General features: G+C 28.4%; 28 protein-coding genes and 1 tRNA gene. 28 read left to right on the forward strand and 1 reads right to left on the reverse strand.

Annotation, left to right across the window (positions count from 1 at the left end; translation table 11 throughout):
- Positions 1-98: 98 nt before the first annotated feature.
- From BN1711_RS12825 to BN1711_RS12830, 4 genes are read left to right on the forward strand one after another with little or no spacing between them, the layout of a single operon-like run.
- Positions 99-227 carry a hypothetical protein gene (locus BN1711_RS12825; protein ID WP_279233065.1) on the forward strand — a complete coding sequence of 43 codons (129 nt, stop codon included), beginning with the start codon at positions 99-101 and terminating at the stop codon, positions 225-227.
- 9 nt (positions 228-236) lie between these two features.
- Positions 237-518 carry a DUF1599 domain-containing protein gene (locus BN1711_RS05855; protein WP_050607244.1) on the forward strand — a complete coding sequence of 94 codons (282 nt, stop codon included), beginning with the start codon at positions 237-239 and terminating at the stop codon, positions 516-518.
- A complete protein-coding gene (locus BN1711_RS05860; protein ID WP_050607245.1) occupies positions 508-846 on the forward strand; it encodes a MazG nucleotide pyrophosphohydrolase domain-containing protein in 339 nt (112 codons plus the stop codon). The genes BN1711_RS05855 and BN1711_RS05860 overlap by 11 nt, the downstream gene beginning before the upstream one ends.
- Before the next feature lie 7 nt (positions 847-853).
- Positions 854-988 carry a hypothetical protein gene (locus tag BN1711_RS12830; protein ID WP_279233066.1) on the forward strand — a complete coding sequence of 45 codons (135 nt, stop codon included), beginning with the start codon at positions 854-856 and terminating at the stop codon, positions 986-988.
- A gap of 64 nt (positions 989-1,052) precedes the next feature.
- On the opposite strand, the gene BN1711_RS05865 is transcribed toward BN1711_RS12830, so the two are convergent.
- A tRNA-Ser gene (locus BN1711_RS05865) sits at positions 1,053-1,125 on the reverse strand.
- 73 nt (positions 1,126-1,198) lie between these two features.
- On the opposite strand from BN1711_RS05865, the gene BN1711_RS05870 reads away from it, so the two are divergent.
- The 24 genes from BN1711_RS05870 (at position 1,199) to BN1711_RS05985 (ending at position 19,491) form a co-directional block, all read left to right on the forward strand.
- The gene (locus BN1711_RS05870) at positions 1,199-1,669 is read left to right on the forward strand and encodes a class I SAM-dependent methyltransferase (RefSeq protein WP_050607246.1); all 471 of its coding nucleotides are present in this window, start codon (positions 1,199-1,201) and stop codon (positions 1,667-1,669) included.
- 86 nt (positions 1,670-1,755) lie between these two features.
- Positions 1,756-2,745, forward strand: coding sequence for a beta clamp domain-containing protein (locus tag BN1711_RS05875; protein ID WP_050607247.1), 990 nt, complete (start codon positions 1,756-1,758; stop codon positions 2,743-2,745).
- A 25-nt stretch (positions 2,746-2,770) separates the two neighbouring features.
- A complete protein-coding gene (locus tag BN1711_RS05880; protein WP_050607248.1) occupies positions 2,771-4,636 on the forward strand; it encodes a phage/plasmid primase, P4 family in 1,866 nt (621 codons plus the stop codon).
- A gap of 90 nt (positions 4,637-4,726) precedes the next feature.
- Positions 4,727-5,287: a hypothetical protein gene (locus BN1711_RS05885; protein ID WP_050607249.1), complete on the forward strand. Its 561-nt coding sequence runs from the start codon at positions 4,727-4,729 to the stop codon at positions 5,285-5,287.
- A 428-nt stretch (positions 5,288-5,715) separates the two neighbouring features.
- The gene (locus BN1711_RS05890) at positions 5,716-6,111 is read left to right on the forward strand and encodes a sigma factor-like helix-turn-helix DNA-binding protein (RefSeq protein WP_243128196.1); all 396 of its coding nucleotides are present in this window, start codon (positions 5,716-5,718) and stop codon (positions 6,109-6,111) included.
- 112 nt (positions 6,112-6,223) lie between these two features.
- On the forward strand, positions 6,224-6,643 hold the full coding sequence (locus BN1711_RS05895) for a helix-turn-helix domain-containing protein (RefSeq protein WP_243128197.1): 420 nt from the start codon (positions 6,224-6,226) through the stop codon (positions 6,641-6,643).
- Positions 6,644-6,921: 278 nt separating this feature from the next.
- Positions 6,922-7,113 (forward strand): hypothetical protein, encoded by a 192-nt coding sequence (locus BN1711_RS05900; RefSeq protein WP_050607251.1) that lies wholly within the window; start codon positions 6,922-6,924, stop codon positions 7,111-7,113.
- 51 nt (positions 7,114-7,164) lie between these two features.
- Entirely contained in the window at positions 7,165-8,016 is an 852-nt protein-coding gene (locus BN1711_RS05905; protein ID WP_050607252.1) for a hypothetical protein, read from the forward strand.
- 16 nt (positions 8,017-8,032) lie between these two features.
- Entirely contained in the window at positions 8,033-9,763 is a 1,731-nt protein-coding gene (locus BN1711_RS05910; RefSeq protein ID WP_050607253.1) for a hypothetical protein, read from the forward strand.
- Positions 9,764-9,774: 11 nt separating this feature from the next.
- Positions 9,775-10,017: a hypothetical protein gene (locus tag BN1711_RS05915; RefSeq protein WP_050607254.1), complete on the forward strand. Its 243-nt coding sequence runs from the start codon at positions 9,775-9,777 to the stop codon at positions 10,015-10,017.
- A 24-nt stretch (positions 10,018-10,041) separates the two neighbouring features.
- Positions 10,042-11,322 (forward strand): phage portal protein, encoded by a 1,281-nt coding sequence (locus BN1711_RS05920; RefSeq protein WP_082174065.1) that lies wholly within the window; start codon positions 10,042-10,044, stop codon positions 11,320-11,322.
- The gene (locus BN1711_RS05925; protein WP_050607255.1) at positions 11,315-12,187 is read left to right on the forward strand and encodes a minor capsid protein; all 873 of its coding nucleotides are present in this window, start codon (positions 11,315-11,317) and stop codon (positions 12,185-12,187) included. Before BN1711_RS05920 ends, BN1711_RS05925 begins: the two co-directional genes overlap by 8 nt.
- 14 nt (positions 12,188-12,201) lie before the next feature.
- Positions 12,202-12,420 carry a hypothetical protein gene (locus tag BN1711_RS05930; RefSeq protein ID WP_050607256.1) on the forward strand — a complete coding sequence of 73 codons (219 nt, stop codon included), beginning with the start codon at positions 12,202-12,204 and terminating at the stop codon, positions 12,418-12,420.
- A 59-nt stretch (positions 12,421-12,479) separates the two neighbouring features.
- A complete protein-coding gene (locus tag BN1711_RS05935; protein ID WP_050607257.1) occupies positions 12,480-13,073 on the forward strand; it encodes a DUF4355 domain-containing protein in 594 nt (197 codons plus the stop codon).
- A gap of 15 nt (positions 13,074-13,088) precedes the next feature.
- On the forward strand, positions 13,089-13,982 hold the full coding sequence (locus tag BN1711_RS05940; protein WP_050607258.1) for a phage major capsid protein: 894 nt from the start codon (positions 13,089-13,091) through the stop codon (positions 13,980-13,982).
- A 58-nt stretch (positions 13,983-14,040) separates the two neighbouring features.
- Complete coding sequence (locus tag BN1711_RS12690) at positions 14,041-14,286, forward strand: Rho termination factor N-terminal domain-containing protein (protein ID WP_050607259.1); 246 nt, start codon at positions 14,041-14,043, stop codon at positions 14,284-14,286.
- 1 nt (position 14,287) lies between these two features.
- Positions 14,288-14,596: a phage head-tail connector protein gene (locus BN1711_RS05950; RefSeq protein WP_050607260.1), complete on the forward strand. Its 309-nt coding sequence runs from the start codon at positions 14,288-14,290 to the stop codon at positions 14,594-14,596.
- Between the two features lies 1 nt (position 14,597).
- Positions 14,598-14,900 carry a hypothetical protein gene (locus BN1711_RS05955; RefSeq protein WP_050607261.1) on the forward strand — a complete coding sequence of 101 codons (303 nt, stop codon included), beginning with the start codon at positions 14,598-14,600 and terminating at the stop codon, positions 14,898-14,900.
- A complete protein-coding gene (locus BN1711_RS05960) occupies positions 14,890-15,219 on the forward strand; it encodes an HK97-gp10 family putative phage morphogenesis protein (RefSeq protein ID WP_050607262.1) in 330 nt (109 codons plus the stop codon). Before BN1711_RS05955 ends, BN1711_RS05960 begins: the two co-directional genes overlap by 11 nt.
- Positions 15,219-15,602, forward strand: a complete 384-nt coding sequence (locus BN1711_RS05965) for a hypothetical protein (RefSeq protein ID WP_050607263.1) — start codon at positions 15,219-15,221, stop codon at positions 15,600-15,602. The genes BN1711_RS05960 and BN1711_RS05965 overlap by 1 nt, the downstream gene beginning before the upstream one ends.
- A gap of 14 nt (positions 15,603-15,616) precedes the next feature.
- Positions 15,617-16,213 carry a hypothetical protein gene (locus BN1711_RS05970; RefSeq protein WP_050607264.1) on the forward strand — a complete coding sequence of 199 codons (597 nt, stop codon included), beginning with the start codon at positions 15,617-15,619 and terminating at the stop codon, positions 16,211-16,213.
- Between the two features lie 109 nt (positions 16,214-16,322).
- Positions 16,323-16,661, forward strand: coding sequence for a hypothetical protein (locus tag BN1711_RS05975; protein ID WP_050607265.1), 339 nt, complete (start codon positions 16,323-16,325; stop codon positions 16,659-16,661).
- Between the two features lie 56 nt (positions 16,662-16,717).
- Positions 16,718-16,954 carry a hypothetical protein gene (locus BN1711_RS05980; RefSeq protein ID WP_050607266.1) on the forward strand — a complete coding sequence of 79 codons (237 nt, stop codon included), beginning with the start codon at positions 16,718-16,720 and terminating at the stop codon, positions 16,952-16,954.
- A gap of 47 nt (positions 16,955-17,001) precedes the next feature.
- Positions 17,002-19,491 carry a phage tail tape measure protein gene (locus tag BN1711_RS05985; protein ID WP_050607267.1) on the forward strand — a complete coding sequence of 830 codons (2,490 nt, stop codon included), beginning with the start codon at positions 17,002-17,004 and terminating at the stop codon, positions 19,489-19,491.
- The last annotated feature ends 7 nt before the right edge of the window (positions 19,492-19,498 follow it).

The raw sequence follows: 19,498 nt of genomic DNA on the forward strand, positions 1-19,498 counted from the left end.
TTACGATTGTATCTATTTTAATACAGATAGGAGATCAAAGAATGGCGGTTGTATATTAGGAAAATGTAAACCAAATTGTAAAGAGAAGGTGGTTAAAAATGGGAACTCTAAAAGTATTAGTAATACCATGTAAGACTTTTAGGGAACGTATGAGACTTACTAAACAGTATATAGACAAGTACTTTATAGAAAATATGGGAAGTTACTTGTATTTAGTTAGGAGGTAATATGATTGAATGGATAAAATACATGAACACTATAAAATGTGTAAAAATCTAAATGATTTATACAAAAGTAAAAACCATGATTATGGTGACAGTTTTGGAGAAACTTTTAAAAAATTAGGAGTTATAAGTGCGGTAACTAGAATTACAGATAAAGTTAATAGATTACAAAGCTTAGCAACTAAAGAACAGTTAGTAAATGATGAAAGTATAAAAGATACTTTAATGGACTTAGCAAATTATTCAATAATGACGCTTATAGAATTAGAAGGAGAAAAGGAACATGAGGATTAAAGAGTTAGTTAAAAAATCACATGAAAATGCAGTTGACAAAGGATTTTGGGATAATTGGGTTTGGATAAAAAGAGATAGACTACAAGGTCATACTGAACATTATTACAATGCTATAAATACTAATTTACTTGAAATAGTGAGAGAAGTAACTGAAGCTATGGAAGGTTTAAGACGTGGGGATATGGACAACTTTAAAGAAGAATTAGCAGATACAGTTATTTGGATTGCGGATTTATGTGGTGGATTGGAAATAGATTTAGAGGAAGAGATAAGAAAAAAGATGAGGATTAATAAAGAAAGGGCATATAAACATGGGAAAATGTTTTGAAAATTGGTTGAATAAACAAGCACCAATTTTAGCACCTACAGTGGCAATTTGTATTTTGAAAAATAGATTTGGTGTAAACAATGCTGAAAAAATTTATAGAGCTTGGAGAAAAGAATACATGAAAGTAGATACACAAAGATAGTAGATTATGAATCAATAATGTTTTGGATAAAAGTAAAAAGAGACCTATCTTTTGATAAGTCTCATATATGGTGGTGGGAGTCGAACCCACAGTACTCCCTTAGCAGGGGAGCGTTCTGTCCATTGAACTACACCACCGCACTTTTAACATTTTAACATTATAGTAATTAAGTGTCAAGAAATAAATTCGCAAAAATAAAGGGGTGAGAGTTTGGAAAAGCCTATATTGGATGTATGTTGTGGAAGCAGAATGTTTTGGTTTGATAAAGAAAATAAAGATGTAATTTTTATGGATAATAGAGAATTGGAAGATACACTATGTGACGGAAGAAAATTAATAATTAAACCAGATGTGTTAGGAGATTTTAGACATATTCCATATAAAGATAATACTTTCAAGCTAGTAGTTTTTGATCCACCACATTTAATTAAAGTTGGAGAAAATTCTTGGTTGGCCAAGAAATATGGAAAGTTAAATAATGATTGGCCAATAGATATTAAAAAAGGGTTTGAAGAATGCATGAGAGTTTTAGACAACTATGGAGTATTAATTTTTAAGTGGAATGAGGAACAAATAAAGCTAAAAGAAATTTTAAAGGTTATAGATTATAAACCTTTATTGGGAAATAAAAGAGCAAAAACACATTGGCTAGTTTTCATGAAATTTAGTTCGCAAAAATAAAGTTATATGAAGTAATTCTAGTACACTATTAATTTACTTATAGTGTACTAGAGTATTAAAACAGTATTACAATAGGGGGGAATAATATGAAAGTACATTTAAGTTGTATACAAGACATTTTAAAACTAACAAAAGCAAGTAATATAAGCATCATGCTTAAAGACAAAATTTATGTAGTAGCAAATGAAATAAAAGACAATGAATTTAAAGGACAAATTGTTATAAGTTCAGATGCTGCTTCTTATGAAGATGAAGGACAAACATTAATTAATAGAGATGTTTTAAAACTTGTTCCCAAAGGCACTTTAGTAACTGTAAAAGAAGATGTGATAGTTGCTGGAAATAGAAAGATTAAATATCCTAAAAATGATATTATACATGAACCTATTAAGGTGGAGAATTATTTAACCACTATACCAGCTGGAGAATTAAAACATCTATTGAGTGGGTATTATGCTATGTCAACCACTTTAGCTAGACCAATATTATGTGGTATGTGTATTAATGGTAGTGATTTTATAGCATTAGATGGTTATAGATTGGAAGTTAGAAAGGGTAATTTTGAAGTTAAAGAGCAAGTAGTAATGGACTTAAGTATGGTTAATACATTGAAAAAAATTAAATATGATAAAGATGTTGAAGTTTATTACAACTATAAATATGTAAAATTCAAGTTTGGAGATTTAGAAGTCATAGGGAATAGACTTGAAGGGAATTACATTAAATATAATCAAATAATTCCGGAGAATTGCAGCACATCAGTAGAAATAGAAACTAAACCTATAGTTGATATATTAAAGGATTACAAAAAGAATAAATTCGAGTTAGTTAAATTGAATTTTGAAACTAATAAATTAATAATTAGTGCAAGTAATGAAATTGCAAGTATTGAAGATAAGGTATGCATAAAATTGCAAGGTGAACCTTTAAAAATTGCATTTAACGTAAATTATTTAATAGATGCTTTAAAAGACTATAAAGTTGCAACTTTAGAACTTACAGCTAGAGTTAATCCAATGCTAATTAAAGCTGATAATAAATTAGATTTAGTATTACCAGTGAGAATTAGAGATTAAGATTTAAAAGGTAGGGTGAACTGAAATGTGGAAAGGATATATACCAACTGGCGGTAGGGATGGAAAACACCCTACCGAAGAATATAAAGATAGAACAGAGTTTTATAAACTCGAAGAAGTTGAAAGTTTAAAATCTTATGGGGGCGTACTTAAAAGTAATTTAATACAAATAGATATTGATAATTTAGATGAAGCTAAAATACTTCTGTCAATTGTTAAAAGCTTAAATATACATACCACCGTGTTAAAAACTACAAGGGGAATGCACTTTTATTTTAAGAACGTTGGTATAGAACGTAGAAAGCAAGGTTATTATACTGCACTAGGAATAAAAATAGATGTTGGTCTTGGAATACAAAATGCAGTAGTACCATTAAAAATTAAAGGTAAATTAAGAGAGTTTATACAAGTAGCGGAAGAATTAGACGAGTTGCCAGCGTGGTTAGAGCCACTTAAAAAAGCAAAAATTGATTTTACCAACATGGGTGAGGGTGATGGTAGGAATAGTGGTCTGTTCGGTTATATATTAACGTTGCAACAAAAGGGATTTAGTGTTGAGGAAGTAAGGGAAACAATAAGACTTATAAACACTTATGTAATAGCTGAGCCGTTAGATAAAACAGAGATTGAAACTATTTTAAGAGATGAAGCTTTTATGAAAGAAACATTTTATATTAAAAGTAAGTTACAGTATGAAAAACTAGCAATTTACTTAAGAGATAATGAAAAAGTTATAAAAATAAATGATGAACTACACATATATAAAGACAATTATTACTGCTCAGATACTAAAGAAATTGAAAAGAATATGTTGAAATATATAAAAAATAGTACAAATGCAAATAGAACAGAAGTATTAAGATATTTAGATTTATTATGTCAAAACAATAAATTAGCCAATCCAAAATATATTACTGTAGCCAATGGTATTTATGATTTAGAATCTAAAAAGTTACTGGAGTTTAATAGCAGCTACATTATAAAAAATAAAATTCCTTGGAGCTATAATCCAGATGCTAAGTCAAAAGTGATGGACAAGACTTTAAATAAAATATGTTGTAAGGATAAGCAATTAAGATTATTAATAGAGGAAATGATTGGTTACTGTTTATTCAGAAGAAATGAGATAGGAAAAGCTTTTATACTTACTGGACAAGGTGCTAATGGTAAGAGTACGCTCTTGGAAGTATTAAACGAATTATTAGGTGAAGAAAATATATCTAGTGTTAGTTTAGAAGAATTAAACCATAGATTTAAGACATTCCAACTAGAAGGTAAGTTAGCTAACATAGGTGATGATATTTCTAATAAGTATGTTGAAGATAATTCAACTTTTAAAAAATTAGTTACTGGAGAAAAAGTTAACGTAGAGAGAAAAGGTCGGGACCCATACGATTTTAAAAATTATAGTAAATTAATTTTTAGTGCTAACGAGTTACCGAGAATAAACGACCTTAGTGGAGGACTTAAAAGAAGATTAATATTTATACCTTTTAATGCTCATTTTAGCAAGAAAGACAAGGACTATGATCCTTTTATTTTAGATAAGTTATTAGACCAAGAATCTATGGAATATTTATTAAAATTAGCACTTGAAGGACTAAACAGAGTATTAATTAATCATAGCTTCACATACGCAAAAGTTTGTGATGATGTTTGGGACGAATATGAAGCTATAAACAATCCAGTAGTAGCATTTTTAGAGGATAACGAGATAGAAAATGAACCAGTTAAAGAAGTTTATTTACGTTATTCCAGTTGGTGTGCTGATAATGGATTAAAGGCACTTAGTAAGCCAGTATTCGGGCGTGAAGTAAAAAAGCAAGGATATAATAGTGAAACTGTTATTAGAGTTAATGGAAAGCAAAAAAGAGTTTATAAGAAGGCTTAATGCGGAATCAAGGTGATGCTCTTTGAAAATTGAATAATACGGTGTTAAAATTAATTGTATAATGATATGGGTAAAAATGGGGGAATTAATATGGAAAATACAGAATTTAGATTAAATGAGTCTAAATTTTTCCTTAAAAGAATGAAAGAAAATAAAGAAAAATCACCTGAATTTGAATACTATCTAAATGCTTATGTTAGTTCTGCACGTTCTGTACTTTGGATCATGAAAAGCGAATATAGCAAACTAAAGGAATGGGGGAAATGGTATGATAATAAGGGTGTAAGTCAGGAACAAAAAAAGCTATTAGATGGAATTGTCAAAATGAGAAATCGTTCCTTAAAACAAAGACCGTTAAAAGTAAGAAAATATGCTACTATTGGTGATGATAAAAGTTTTTGTGATATTGATGAAGTATTCAAAAAATTTATAGGTAAAAGAGTAAATATAAAAATTGAACCTATAGAAGATTTAAAAAATTTAAAAGGATTTAATATTTATAACGATAATAATCACACAGAAGTTACCGGCAAATTAAAAATTTCAACAACAGTAGAAGAATTTAAGAATGAGGATATTATTAATATTTGTGAGGAATATGATGTATGGTTATCAAATATAACAAGTGAATGCATAAATATATTTGGGTAAAATGTTTAAAGTTCAATTAATATAAAAATACCGTATTATTCAGAAATGGATTTTACGGTATTTTTATATTACTGTTACAAAGGTTTTTTAGACACAACCAAGTAATATCAACGGTTACAATAGTTTTTGTTACAGAGTGTTACAGATGAATTAAAATCTCTGTAACACCTTCTAAGCTAGTAATATCAATAGTTAAGAGGGTATATGTTACAGAGTTACAGATGAAATCAATTTCTTTATATATAAAATAAAATAGAAATAACTTTTTATATATATAATAAAGAATTTATATTATATATGTAACGCTTTTGATGTAACAAAATGACCTCAAACCCAGTAAACAAGCCAAAGTTAGTGTGACAAATACCTTCTAAAAGTGTGACAGATAAGGAGTGATTAACATAGATAATTATAAAAAAACAGAGTACATGTTATATAATTATAAAAATTTTAAAGCAGAAATCAAAAATATATTACTTGAAATAGAAGAAATAGAGAACAGTTATAGAGGAATAAGTGCAATAGAATATAGTGATATGCCTAAAGCTTATAACAATAACAGTTCAGTAGAGCAAGAGATAGAAGAGAAAGAGAAACGTATAGAATATCTTAATCAACTTATAATTAAAAAAGAGAATATGATACAAAGAGTAGACAATGCTTTAGAAGCTTTAACGGAGGATGAACGTAAATTAGTAGAAATGAGATACTTTAATAAGATACCCAATATTAAAATAGCAGAAATACTAGATTTAACAGAACAGACAACGTCAATTATGAAGGGAAGAATAATTAATAAGATGATAAACTTAATGTTCTTTTAAATAAGTATTAATTAAACATTAAGTCATAATTAAATTAATATGTTATGATATTATCATACGGAGTACTCCAGAGAGGGGTACTCTTTTTTATTATGTTAAATGTAAAGGAGGTGTGTTAGCATTGGCTATATTAACAAATAAAGAATCAGATATGATAACAATGCTAATTGAAGGTGTTGGAATAACTGACATAGCGAAGAAATTAAATGTTACTAGACAAACTATTTATAATTGGCAAGAGAAAGATCATGTTAAGGCTGAACTAGACCGGCGTAGACGAGAGCTATCACGCCAAGGAAACAACCTTATTATAAAGGACTTAACAACATATATAGATAACATTAAGACATTAGCTAATGATAAAGCTGATAAGCGTGTAAGTCTAGCTGCTAACCAATACTTACTCAACCGTATCTATGGTAATCCTACCAATGTTGTGGAGGATAATACAGAAGATAATAACGATAATATTGACACAAATACGTTGGAAGAAGAATTAAATAAGTTCAAAAAGATACGTAGAGTTAAGTGATATCAAGGGTTTGCGTTAAATTGATTTATATACGTTAAAACTAAATTTAACGCAATTGAACACATTAGTGTATTAAATTAAATATAGGAGGGGTGGTTCTAAAATATGAATAAGTGAAAAGCCAATTAGTTACTTCTATATTTTTTATAAAAATTTTAAAAACCAGAGGGAGGTGAAAATCCTCCTAACTATAAAATTGTGCATATGTAAATAGCACCCATTAAGGTGCTATTTACATACCTGGAAACAGGAGATTATATTAAAAAGGAGCGGTGATTATGAAATATAAATTTAATACTAGATGGGATAAAAATATTTTAAAATGTGCCTGTCTAGTTGGTAATCCCGCTTGTGATAGGTATAAAAAATGTGAAGTATTAGAATTTAAATTTAATCCTTATAAAGATATAACTAAATGTATGAATCATGAGTCTTATAAAAGAATTAGAGGAAAAATTCAACAATTATAAAGGATAACTTCCTAAAATGTAGAAATAGAATATTTTAGGAGGGATTATAATATGAATAATTTTGAATATGCTAATTATGAATTAGGTGAGCTAATTAATGATGGAGAATTTGGAGAAAATGTAAAACAATTAACTAAACAAGTTGGTAAAATATCAGATGCTGATTATTATTGTAAGTGTTTAGATTTATGGCTACGAGATACAAAGCAATTTGGAAAAGAAAATGTAAAAATATTTATTTCTATATTTTTAAAAATAATAAATGAATCTCTTAAAGTAGATGCTGAGAAGACAATTTATGAATTAACCTCATTTTTAGAAGGTAATGATATAAATGATCGAGCTGAAACAATTAGTTCATATAATGAATATATGATTTATCATAAAACATTTCTTGAAGAATTGGCAAAAAAGAGTGATGAGGGAAAAAGTATAAAAAATATTAAACAAGTTTCTAGTGCGCTAATTAATGCGTATAGTAAAGGAGTTGAATATATTTCAAAAATATATTCATTAATAGATATATTATTTTATATTATAGATGAAAGAAAAATTGATATTAATAAAATTAATAAGAAAACATTATATGAAAAATGTAATGATATTAAATCACGTAAAGTGCCCGAATATAATATCCTAGTAGATTCAATTGATAGAAATATTAGAAATGCAGATGCTCATTTAAATATATATTTCAATGTAAATGAGGGGGTATATGTATATAAATTATTAAGAAAGAATAAGTGGAAGTATATAAAAGTTAGCGCAACGGATATGATTATTAATATATATCCTAAAATTGGGTGGATTATTCAAGGATTTATTTATGCAATATCATTGCTTATAATTGCATCTGAAGATAAAGATAAATTTATAGAATATTTCTATAAAATATTTAAATAAAAAGTGAGGTGAGTACATGACAGAAGAACAACAAAACAGATACTTACTATTTAAATATCTAGTGAATGAGTTTACTGTTGCTGGTGCGGATGATTCAGAAGAAAAAGCTGAAGAACTTATTTTAAATAATTCTAGCAATTTATTTGGTTATCATGGACTAGCCTGGCAACTCGGAAAATTAAATATGGAGTTTTTCTGCCTGTACTTCTTACAAAATACCTTTTTACCAAAGGACGATAATACTGCAGCACCTATAGCTAAAGTACATAAAGATATATGGAGGGATATAGAAAACTCCATTATTGGAGAAGGTTCTAACCAAATAGGGCGTATATTACCACGTGGTACTGGTAAATCTGTTTTTGGTACTTTTGCTGGGACTATATGGTCACATTGTTATAAGCACAAAAAATATACTTTAATATGCTCAGACATAGGAAGTACTGCCGAAAAATTTATAAGTGATATTAAAAATACATTATTAGAAAATGAATATATTAAAAAGGCCTTTGGAACAATCCTCGATGATAAGGACAAAAGATATAAATGTAATAGTACTCAACTGGAATTAACTAATAAAACTTTCATAGAAGCTATTTCAAGTGCCAGCCCCATGAGAGGACGTAAATATGATAACTGCCGTCCTGATCTAATTATTTTAGATGATTACCAAAGTGAGGATGATGTAAGGACAGAACAGGCTAGGGAGAATAAGTGGAAGAGATATAGTGATGATGTTAAATATGCAAGTCAGAAAGCAGTTATAAGAAATGGGAAAACAATTAAAAAAGGTACAACTTTTATAGCACTGGGAACACTCCAACATAAGGAGTGTTTTTATTCTAGGTTAAGAAATTTACCTACGTGGAAATTTAAACATGAAAAGGGTGTTTTAATTGATGATATAGATACTTATTTTACTACTGGTTTGTGGGGTGAATTTAAGGCTATATTATATAATTTTAAAAATGAAAATAGACTAGAAGATGCAAAAGAGTTCTATTGGGAACACCAGGAGAAAATGAAATTTTCGCTGTTGTGGGGAGAGTTTTGGGATTGCCTAGATATGGCACTTAGTTATTATGAAAATCCAAGTAGCTTTAAGCAAGAAGTTCAAGGTGATGTAAATTCTATAGGTGAAAAATGGTTTAAGGGAGTACGTACTGAAACGCGTACTGAAATAGAAAATCATACGTTTACTAAAACTATGCTACTTATTGATCCGGCTTCTGGTGGGGGAAAAAGAAATGACTATAGCGCTTTCTTAGTTGGTTCCATGGGTGATAATGATTTAAAATATGCACGTAAGGCTGAACTTGCTAAAATTAATGCTAGAACTGATTTTGATAAGTATGTTGACCACGCCATTGAATTGTTAATAGAGTATCCGGATATAACCCATCTTTATATAGAAAAAAATACTTTTAATGGTGCCGATGCTAATGCTATTGAAAATAAAATTAAAGATAATACAGTACTAAGGAATAGAAATATTACTATAATTAATGAGCACCAAAAGAAAAATAAAGATGATAAGATTTCCACTCTTATTCCTTACATTAATAAAGGTCAAATTATTTTTGCCGAGGAAGATGAAGAATTTATAAATCAAGTGTTGGATTTCAGAGGGCAAAAATATAGTGTGCATGATGATGCTCCGGATATAACTGCTGAGTTTGGCATAAGGATAGAAAATATAGAAATAGTTGAAAATATACAGTTATTAGATAAAAAATTATTTTTCTAGGGGGTTGTAAAATGAAGTATAGAAAGAAACCTGTAGAGGTTGAAGCTTTTAAATATAAGATAGATAAAGTGCCTAAATGGTTTAAAAATCAAATAGACAGATTAATCATTGAAAATGAAAGAAATTGTATTATAAAAACTTTAGATGGAGATATGGCTGCTAATTATGGTGATTATATTATAAAAGGTGTAAATGGAGAGTTTTATCCCCGTAAGCCAGATATATTTGAAAAGACTTATGAAAAAGTACAATAAAATTATTAAATTGCGATTAGGTAGGTGATTAAAATAATAAATATAGATTTACTTAAAAAAGCTTATGATGAATATACAAGTAATAAAGCTACTTATGATAAAATGTATGCTTATTATAAGGGTAATACTGATGCTATTAATAATTACCAGATGGTTACAGAACGTAGTAATAATAAAATAAATACCAACTTTATTAAGAAGTTTATTAAGGAAGAAGTTTCTTATAGTGTTGGTAATGATGTAACTTATATTTCTAAGAGTGGTAATGAAAATATAGTTAATGACATAGACTATTACCTTGACCACTGGAGCGAAGGACATGACAGTAATTTAGCAAAGAATATGCTCATATATAGTTTAGCTTATGAACTATATTATATAGATAAAGAAGGGCAATTTTCCAGTAAAATAATAAGTCCAAGAGAAGGGTATGCTGCTATAGATGATTTTAGTAACATATCTTTTTTTATGCACATTTTTAAATTAAGTTTTGATGATACAAACTATATTGATGTGTATACAGATAGGGAAATTTACCACTTTAATGATAAATTTGAGGAAATTAAACCACTAACAAAGCACATATTTGGACAAGTTCCAGTTGGAATATGTCAATTAAGTGATGAAGGTAAGGATGATACATTATTTAAGGATTTAAAAGGACTTCAAGACGCTTATGAAACAAATTTATCTGATATATCCAATGAGATCAGTGATTTTAGAAACGCTTATATGGTGCTTACTGGAGTGACTATAAATGAAGATGATATTCCTAAAATGAAAAAACTAGGCGTTATGCAAATTAAGGATAAAAACGGTACTGCCGCATGGCTTATAAAAAATATTAATGATACTTTTATTCAAAATACCCTTAACACCATGGAAGATAAGATGTATCAATTAAGTTCACACATTAATCATAATGAAAAAATGCAAAGTAATTTAAGTTCTTTGGCACTTAGAGCAAGGCTCATAGCACTAGAAGAAAAATGTAAATTAAACCAAAAATCCATTGCTGATTGTATTAAAATAAGATTAAAATTCTTATTTACTTATTTAGAGGTAATAAAAAATATAACTTATGACTTTAGAGATATTAAAATTAAATTTACACCTAATATACCACAAGACGACCTTATGACGGCGCAAGTAATTAGCCAGCTTGGAGATAAGCTATCTACTGAAACTGGATTGAGTTTATTGAGTTTTATTGAAAATCCTAAAAATGAACTTAATAAATTAAAAACTGAAAATGAAGAAAATGATATAGGTGAAAGATTACTTGATGGTGATGTAGATGAATAAGTTATATAAGGATTTATATTTACAGTTTGAAAAAGAAGGTTATAAAACCGCTGAAAAAAAATCTAAAAATATTTACAAGCAGCAGAAGAAAGATAGAGAAGAATTATTAAATAAAGTAGCTAGAGTTATTTTAACTTATACTGTGATAGAAGAAGTTTTGTCTATTGGAGATAAAGAGAAGAAAACTCTAACTAAAGAATTTAATAGTATTATAAGTGAAATTTGTACTGGTGAATACAAGACTGAAAAAACTATAACTAAAAATGTCCTTAATACTGTTACTAAAGATAAATATTATAAGGATACCTATTTATCTAATATTGGAATAGACTTCAATCTTAAAAAACTTACTGATAAACAGATTGAAAGAATAGTTAATGAAAAAATAGAGGGGAAAGTTTGGAGCAACAGATTATGGAAGAATAAAAGGCAATTAGAGAAAGAGTTAAAAAAAGAAATAAATAATTTTATGAATGGTAAAACAACAATTAATAAGATAGAGAAAAATATTAAAACTAAGTTTAACCAAAATGCCTATAATACAAAGAGATTAGTTGAAACAGAAGTGTGTAGATGCCAAAGTTTGGTTAATGATGTATTTGCAGAAGAACATAATGTGACTAACCAAATGTTTATGGCTACTTTGGATAATCGTACTTCTGAAATATGTAGAGGTTATGATGGTATGGTGTTTGATATTAACGATTCCAATAAACCAGTGCCACCATTACATCCTTTTTGTAGAAGTTGTTTGGTCAATATTCCAACAGATGATTGGAAGCCAAAACTAAGAAAAGATAATGTTACAAAAGAATATATTCCTTATGTGAATTATAAGGAATGGGTTAAGAAAAATAATATATAAATGAGGTGAGAATAATGGATATTAAGTTAGGAATTAATAATACATTTACTACAGAAAATGGTGAGAAATTAATTTGTTATGAGAATAGTAAAAGATTTGCTTTTCTATGTCCATATAAACTACTTAGTGACAACGAAGTTGAATTATATATTGCTCAAACTAGAGTATATTGTCTTGAGGAAGGAGATACAACAGTTGAGGCTATTGAAACAATGTTAGTATCTAATAAATAATAAATATAAAACGTGTTAGTAGTCTTAAATAGGTTACTAGGACAAATGGAGGGAATGAAATGTTAAAAAAAGAATTGTTGGAACTTGTAAAAGATATTAAGGAAGATGAAAATATAGATGAAATATTAGCTACTTCTGAATTGGCAACTAAGTTTGGTGGTTTAGATATGTTTAAGCAGAAAATAAATACTGATAAAGATTTTAAATCTTTTGTAGATAGTTTAAAAGACCAGCACTTAAATAAAGGATTAGAAACTTGGAAACAAAATAATCTTCAAAAATTAATAGATGAAAAAATAAAAGAATTATATCCAGAAGATGATCCTAAGGATACAGAATTAAAAAAATTACAACAAGAAATGGAGAATATGAAAAAAGAGAAAATAAAAGAGCAGTTAACCAATAAAGCTCTTAAAATAGCTACTGAAAAAGGTCTACCTACTGATTTGGTAGATTATTTTATTGGACAAGATGAAGAAAGCACAAATAAAAATTTAGAAACTTTAGAAAAAGTATTTACTGATAAGTTAGAAACTACAGTAAAGGAAAGATTAAAAGATAATAGTTACACACCACCAAGTGGAGGAAGTGATCCAGAAGGTGGCTTAGATTTTATATCTGTAATAAAAGAAAATCAAGTAAAAAGAGATTAAAGGAGAGATGTATAAATGACAGATACAACATTTTTAAAGGACAATTTAACTGGTTTTGTACCAGTAGAACAAATGAAAGGAATCATGAAAGACGTGGCTAGAGGTTCTTCTATACTTAGATTATCTAAGGTTGAGTCTATGACAAGTGACAAGAAGAAATTTTCTATAATGACAGATGGTCCTGGTGCTTACTGGGTAGGAGAAACTGAAAGAATTAAGACTTCTAAAGCAGAATGGATATTCCCAGAAATGGAAGCTAAGAAATTAGCAGTTATTATCCCAGTAACAAAAGAAAAATTAAATGATACAACTATAAATGTATTTGGAGAAATGCGCTCAGCAATAGCAGAAGCTTTTTATAAAGCAATAGATAGTGCTTGCTTATTTGGTACTAATTCACCTTTTACCAAATCAATTTATAGTATTGCTAATAATTCTGGTAATAAAATTGCACTAGGAACTAATAAAACCTTAGATTTAGATATATCTGATGTTATGGCATTAGTTGAAGATGCTGGATTGGAGGTTAATGGCTTTGCAGCACATTATGGACTTAGAAATTCTCTTAGAAAATTAAGAGATACAAATGGAAATGCGCTATTCGTTCCAGGAGTAGGACAAAATGAGTTATATTCTAATCCTATTGAGTTCGTTCGTAACGGTGCTTTTGATAAGCTTAAAGCTGAATTAATAGGTGGTAACTGGGCATATTCTCTAGTTGGTATGAGGGCGGGAATTGAGTACGAAATACTTAAAGAAGCCACATTACAAAGTGTTACTATGGGCGATGGTAAAGCGTTATCTTTAGCAGAAAATGACATGGTAGCAATCAAGGCAACTATGAGATTAGGATTTTTACCTATAAAAGATAAAGCTTTCGCTTTATTAACACCTAAGGTTAGTGTGTAATTGAATAGTGGGGGATTAAATTCTCCTACTTTTTTTTTTATTTTAAGGAGGGGTTGAATTGAAAAAATATACTAATGGTAAAAGGGAAATTATAGCTACTGAAAGAGCTTTTGAGATTTTATATAAAGACCAAGGATTTAAGGAAATTGAAGAACACGAGGAAACTACTCAAGGAGATGAAGAAATTAATTTAGAAGATTTAACAGTGAAAGAGTTAAAAGAAAAATGTGAGGAACTAAGATTGGAGGATTATAAAAACTTAAAGAAAGAAGAATTAATTGAGTTACTTAAGGGTGTGAATTAGAATGTTAGAAGATTTACAAATTTTAATACCCAATGCTGATACTGCTATTTTAAATATCTATATTAGAAAAGCTATAACTCTAATACAAAACTATCTTAACAATCAAAATTTTACTTTTGATTATATCCAAACTAATTTCCAAGATGCAATTATTGATATAGTTGTTAATGCTTATAATTTTAAGGATAATAAAAATATTAAGTCTATGACACAAGGTGCTAGAAGTATAACATATAGCGATAATACTGCTTTTGCAATAACCGATAGTGTTGCTAACTTATTGCCAATGCCCTACATAAGGATGTGTTAATATGTTTTATAACAAAGAGATTGAAATATGGAAAAAAGGTACTTCTAGTAAAAATTCTTTTGGGCAAGTTGTGAATTTACCATCAATACATATTAAAAATCTTATGGTAGATATTCAACCATATTCTAGTGAAGAAGCTAAAAAGGATTATGGATTTACTATAGAATGTACTAAGAGAATGTTTTGTAATATAGGGAACATAAATATTAACACCAACATTATAAAATATAAAAATAAATCTTATGAAATTACTAAAATAATTGAATGGGATGATTATTTGGAAGTGATGTTAAATGAAATATGAAGCACATTTTGAAGAAGTTGAAAAATGTCTTACTGAAAATATATTTAAGGCACTAACTGATATTGGCAATTTAGTGAAAGCAGAGTCAAAATTGAGATGTCCTGTTGAAACAGGTATTTTAAGGCGTTCAGTTGGATATAGGACAAATAAAGAAGATGCTTATGTTGTAGTAGGAACTAATGTAGATTATTCACCATATGTTCATAATGGAACTAGTAGGCAAAAGGCACAACCATTTTTAAAAGATGCTATTATGCAAAATATAAATGAAATTAATAGTATAATTAAAGATAATTTATCTAAAGTAGGTGATAAATAATGAAAGAATTAATGGAATGGTTATATAGATACCTTACATTATATGGAGATGTATATTTTGAGGATTTACAAAGGGATGAAGAAGGAAAAGCTAATATAGATGATATAAAAATAGTCTATAATATCTCTAATGTATTAAAGATTACAGATAATAAATGTAGAAATGATATACCACTTACAATAGATATTTGGGGTAGGAATGACCAAGTAATAGAAATAGAAAATATAATTGAAAAATTAGAATTGTTAGAAAATGAAGTTTATCGTAGTGATAAGCTTTTTTTAATTATCAGTAAAGATAATTTGTTTAGGGTAAATATGAAAGATGAAGATAAAAACATAAGACGAGTACAAGTACATTTTATAATAAGAAAATTTAAATAGAAAGGATTGATTAAATGAAAACTATAACTGGATTTAATGAAAATACAGCAAAGAATTTAATGGTTGATGCAGGGGCAGTATTTGTTAATTTTGATATAGAAAAAGACACAATAGAAACTGCCAAAGGTAAATTAATAGGAGCAACAAGCGGAGGAAATGAATTTGAAGCTAAACCAAAGTTCCGACAAATAAAAGTTGATGGAGTCAAGGGCAAAGTTAAAGGATTAAATTTGCTTGAAAGTTGGGAGGTGAAATTAAAAACTCATCTATTAGAATTTAAAAAGGAAACCTTTGAATATGCGCTTGCAGGTGCTAAAGTAACAGATGCAACTATACAGACAGATAAAAAATATAAGAAAATAGAAGGTAAAAATCATATATCTGAAAGTGATTATATAGATAATATTACTTATGCAGGTAATATAAGTGGAAGTAATGAACCAGTAATAATTCAAATTTTTAATGCTTTAAACAATGAGGGTTTAAAAGTTAAAACTAAAGATGCTGATGATATAGTAGCAGAATTAGAATTTGAAGGATATTATTCCGTTGATAAATTAGATAATCCACCTTTTGCTATTTATTATCCGGATAGAATGGTTGAAAAATAAGATAGATTAATTTCTATCTTATTTTATTAAAAAAAAAGAATAAGAAGTACAAATATAAGGATAACTAAATTCTAAATACAAAAATTTTAATAGAAAGAAGGATATTAATATGGAAATAAAATTACAAACAAGTGATATGTTTAAATTATTAAAAATAACTAAAAAAACAGGAATGTTTGAAAATATAAAAGGTTTATTTAAAAATGTACAAGGTAAGAGTAAAGAAGAATTAGAAAAAATACAAACAGAGGTTGGTATGGATATTATAATAGGAATTTTATCTGGATTAGATAATGCTGAAAATGAAATATATCAATTAGTGGGTGGTTGTACTGGAAAGAAAGCTAAAGAAGTTGAAGAACAAGATCCAATGATAACTATGGAAGTAATACAAGAAATATTAAAGAGTGAAGTGTTTAAAAGTTTTTTATCTTTTTTCTCCAAGTAGATGAATTTGAAATTTTAGACTTATTACTTAGGAGATATGGAAGTATTGATTATATAATGTCTTTAGATGTTGAAGATGGTATAAATTTGATTACTAAGGCTATTGAAGGTGATAACAAAGATAAACTATATATGCAATATGTACAAATGGTTTGTTGGATGTATAAAGATAATTATATAAGTTTTGAGGAATTTTATAATAATAGTGTAAGAAAAATGACAACTAAAAAAGTAACTAAAGAAGAAGCATATAAAAATGCTGAAAATATATTGAAAACAATTTTTAAGAGTTAGTTTAGGTAGCTAACTCTTTTTATTTTACCTAGGAATGGGGTGAATATATGGAAATATTTAAATTGTTTGGGAGCATATTTATTAAAGACAAAGCTACTAAACCACTTGAAGAGATTGGAAAGAAAACAGACGAAACAAAAAGAAAAGTTGAAATGAGCGAAAAAACATTTGGTAAAGTATCTGATGGACTTAATAAAGTCGGTGGCAACATGATGAAATTCGTTACTGTACCTCTTACAGCGTTGGGAACTGGTGCTATAAAGGCTAGTTCTGATTTTAGTGGCGGTATGGCAAAAGTAAGTACAATTGCAGATACAACTAAAGTTCCTATAAATAAATTATCTGAAGGTGCTTTAAAACTTTCTAAAGATTTTGGAGTTGGTGCTACAGAAATAACTGAATCTATGTACCAAGCTATGTCTGCAAGTGTTCCAACTGAAAAGGCAATTGGATTCGTGGCAGTTGCAACCAAAGCAGCTAAAGGTGGTTTTACAGACACATCCACAGCCGTTGATGGTTTATCTACAGTTTTAAACTCTTATGGCATGGAAGCTGATAAGGCTGATAAAATAGCTAATCAAATGTTAATTACACAAAATAAAGGTAAAACAACATTTGGAGAATTAGCTAGTTCTGTAGGTAAGGTTACACCAATAGCATCACAATTGGGAGTTACTACAGAGGAATTATTCTCTAGTTTAGCTAGTACAACTGCACAAGGTTTAGCAACTTCTGAATCTGTTACAGCACTTAAATCAGCTATGTCTAACGTTATAAAACCTTCTAGTGATGCTAGTAAAACGGCACAACAATTAGGAATAGATTTTAGTGCAAGTGCTTTAAAATCTAAAGGTTGGTCTAAATTTTTAAGCGAGATAAAAGAAAAAACAGGTGGAAATACAGAAGTTATGGGCAAATTATTTGGTAGTACAGAAGCTTTGAACGCTGTATTAATGTTAACTTCTGATAATGGTATGAATATTTACAATGACACAATGAAAGAAATGAAAACTAATACTCATGCTTTGGATGATGCTTTTAATAAAATGTCTAATACACCTGGGGAAAAATTTAAAAAGGCATTAAATAGTATGAAAGTTGCGGCAATACAATTTGGAGATGTATTAGCACCTGCTTTTGCTAAAGTAACAAATGTAATAAATAATTTTGGAAATAAATTAAGTAATATGACACCACAACAAAAGAAATTTATTATTGAAATGAGCAAAATGGCAGTAGGAATTAGCACATTTGTTTTTGCGGCAGGAAAAATAATGAGTGCTGTTATATTCTTTAATAATTTTAAAAAGGCAGTAAAAGGTATAACTATAGCAGGAAAAGCATTAAGTATGGGGACTGTAGGATGGGTAGCTATAATTGTAGCAGGAGTTGCCATGTTGGCTGTTTTTATAATTAGTCATTGGGATCAAATTAAATCTGTAACTATAATAGTATGGAATGCTATTAAGAGTGTTGTAACTACAGTAGTAAATGCTATTAAAAGTGTCATAACTACAGTATTTGGTGCTATTAAAACAGTAATATCCACTATATGGAATGGAATAAAAACAATTATAACAGTTGCAGTAATGGCTATAAAATTTGTTATAGAAACTACGTTTACATTATTGGTAACTATAATTAGGGTACCTTTAGAAATTATAAAGTCCATAATACAAACAGTATGGAATTATATAGGAGATTATATTAAAACCAAAGTCGAGGCTATTAAAGCCGTAGTTAGTGCAATGTGGAATGCTATTAAAGGTGTGACATTGGTAGTGTTTAATGCAATTAAATCTTATTTTACTATGATATGGAATGCCTACAAAATGATATTTACAACAGTATTAAATGCTATATTAAGTGTAGTAGTTCCAATATGGAATAAGATTAAATCTGTTACTACCACAGTATTTAATGCTATTAAAGGTGTTACTAGTTCTGTATGGAATAGTATTAAGAGCGTTATAGGTGGAGTAGTTGAAAATATTAAAGTTAGAGTGTTGGCAGTATGGAACGCTATAAAATATAAAACTCAATCTACTTGGAATAATATAAAAGAATCTATGATAAGACCAGTAAATGCAGCTAAAGAAAAAATAAGTAATATTATAAATACTATAAAAGGATTCTTTAATAATTTAAAGTTAAAACTACCTAAAATTCAAATGCCTAAAATGCCACATTTCAAAATTACGGGTGAATTTAGTTTAGAAAAGAAAAGTGTACCACATATTGGTGTGGATTGGTATAGTGAGGGTGGTATATTCACACAACCAACTGTATTTGGTGGTATAGGTGTAGGAGATTTAAATCATGGATTTGGAAACAATGCCGAAGCAGTATTACCACTTAATGTATTATGGGACAAACTAGATAAAAACTTTAATAATTTGGTACAAAATTTAAATAATAATAGTAGTAATAAGGGTATCAATCAAAATGTTACTATTAATTCTCCAAAAGCTTTAAATCCATCTGAAATAGCAAGAGAAAATAAAAGAATACTACAAGAATTAGCATTGCAATTATAGAAGGGAG

Source organism: Clostridium niameyense (assembly GCF_001243045.1).
GTDB lineage: Bacteria > Bacillota > Clostridia > Clostridiales > Clostridiaceae > Clostridium_F > Clostridium_F niameyense.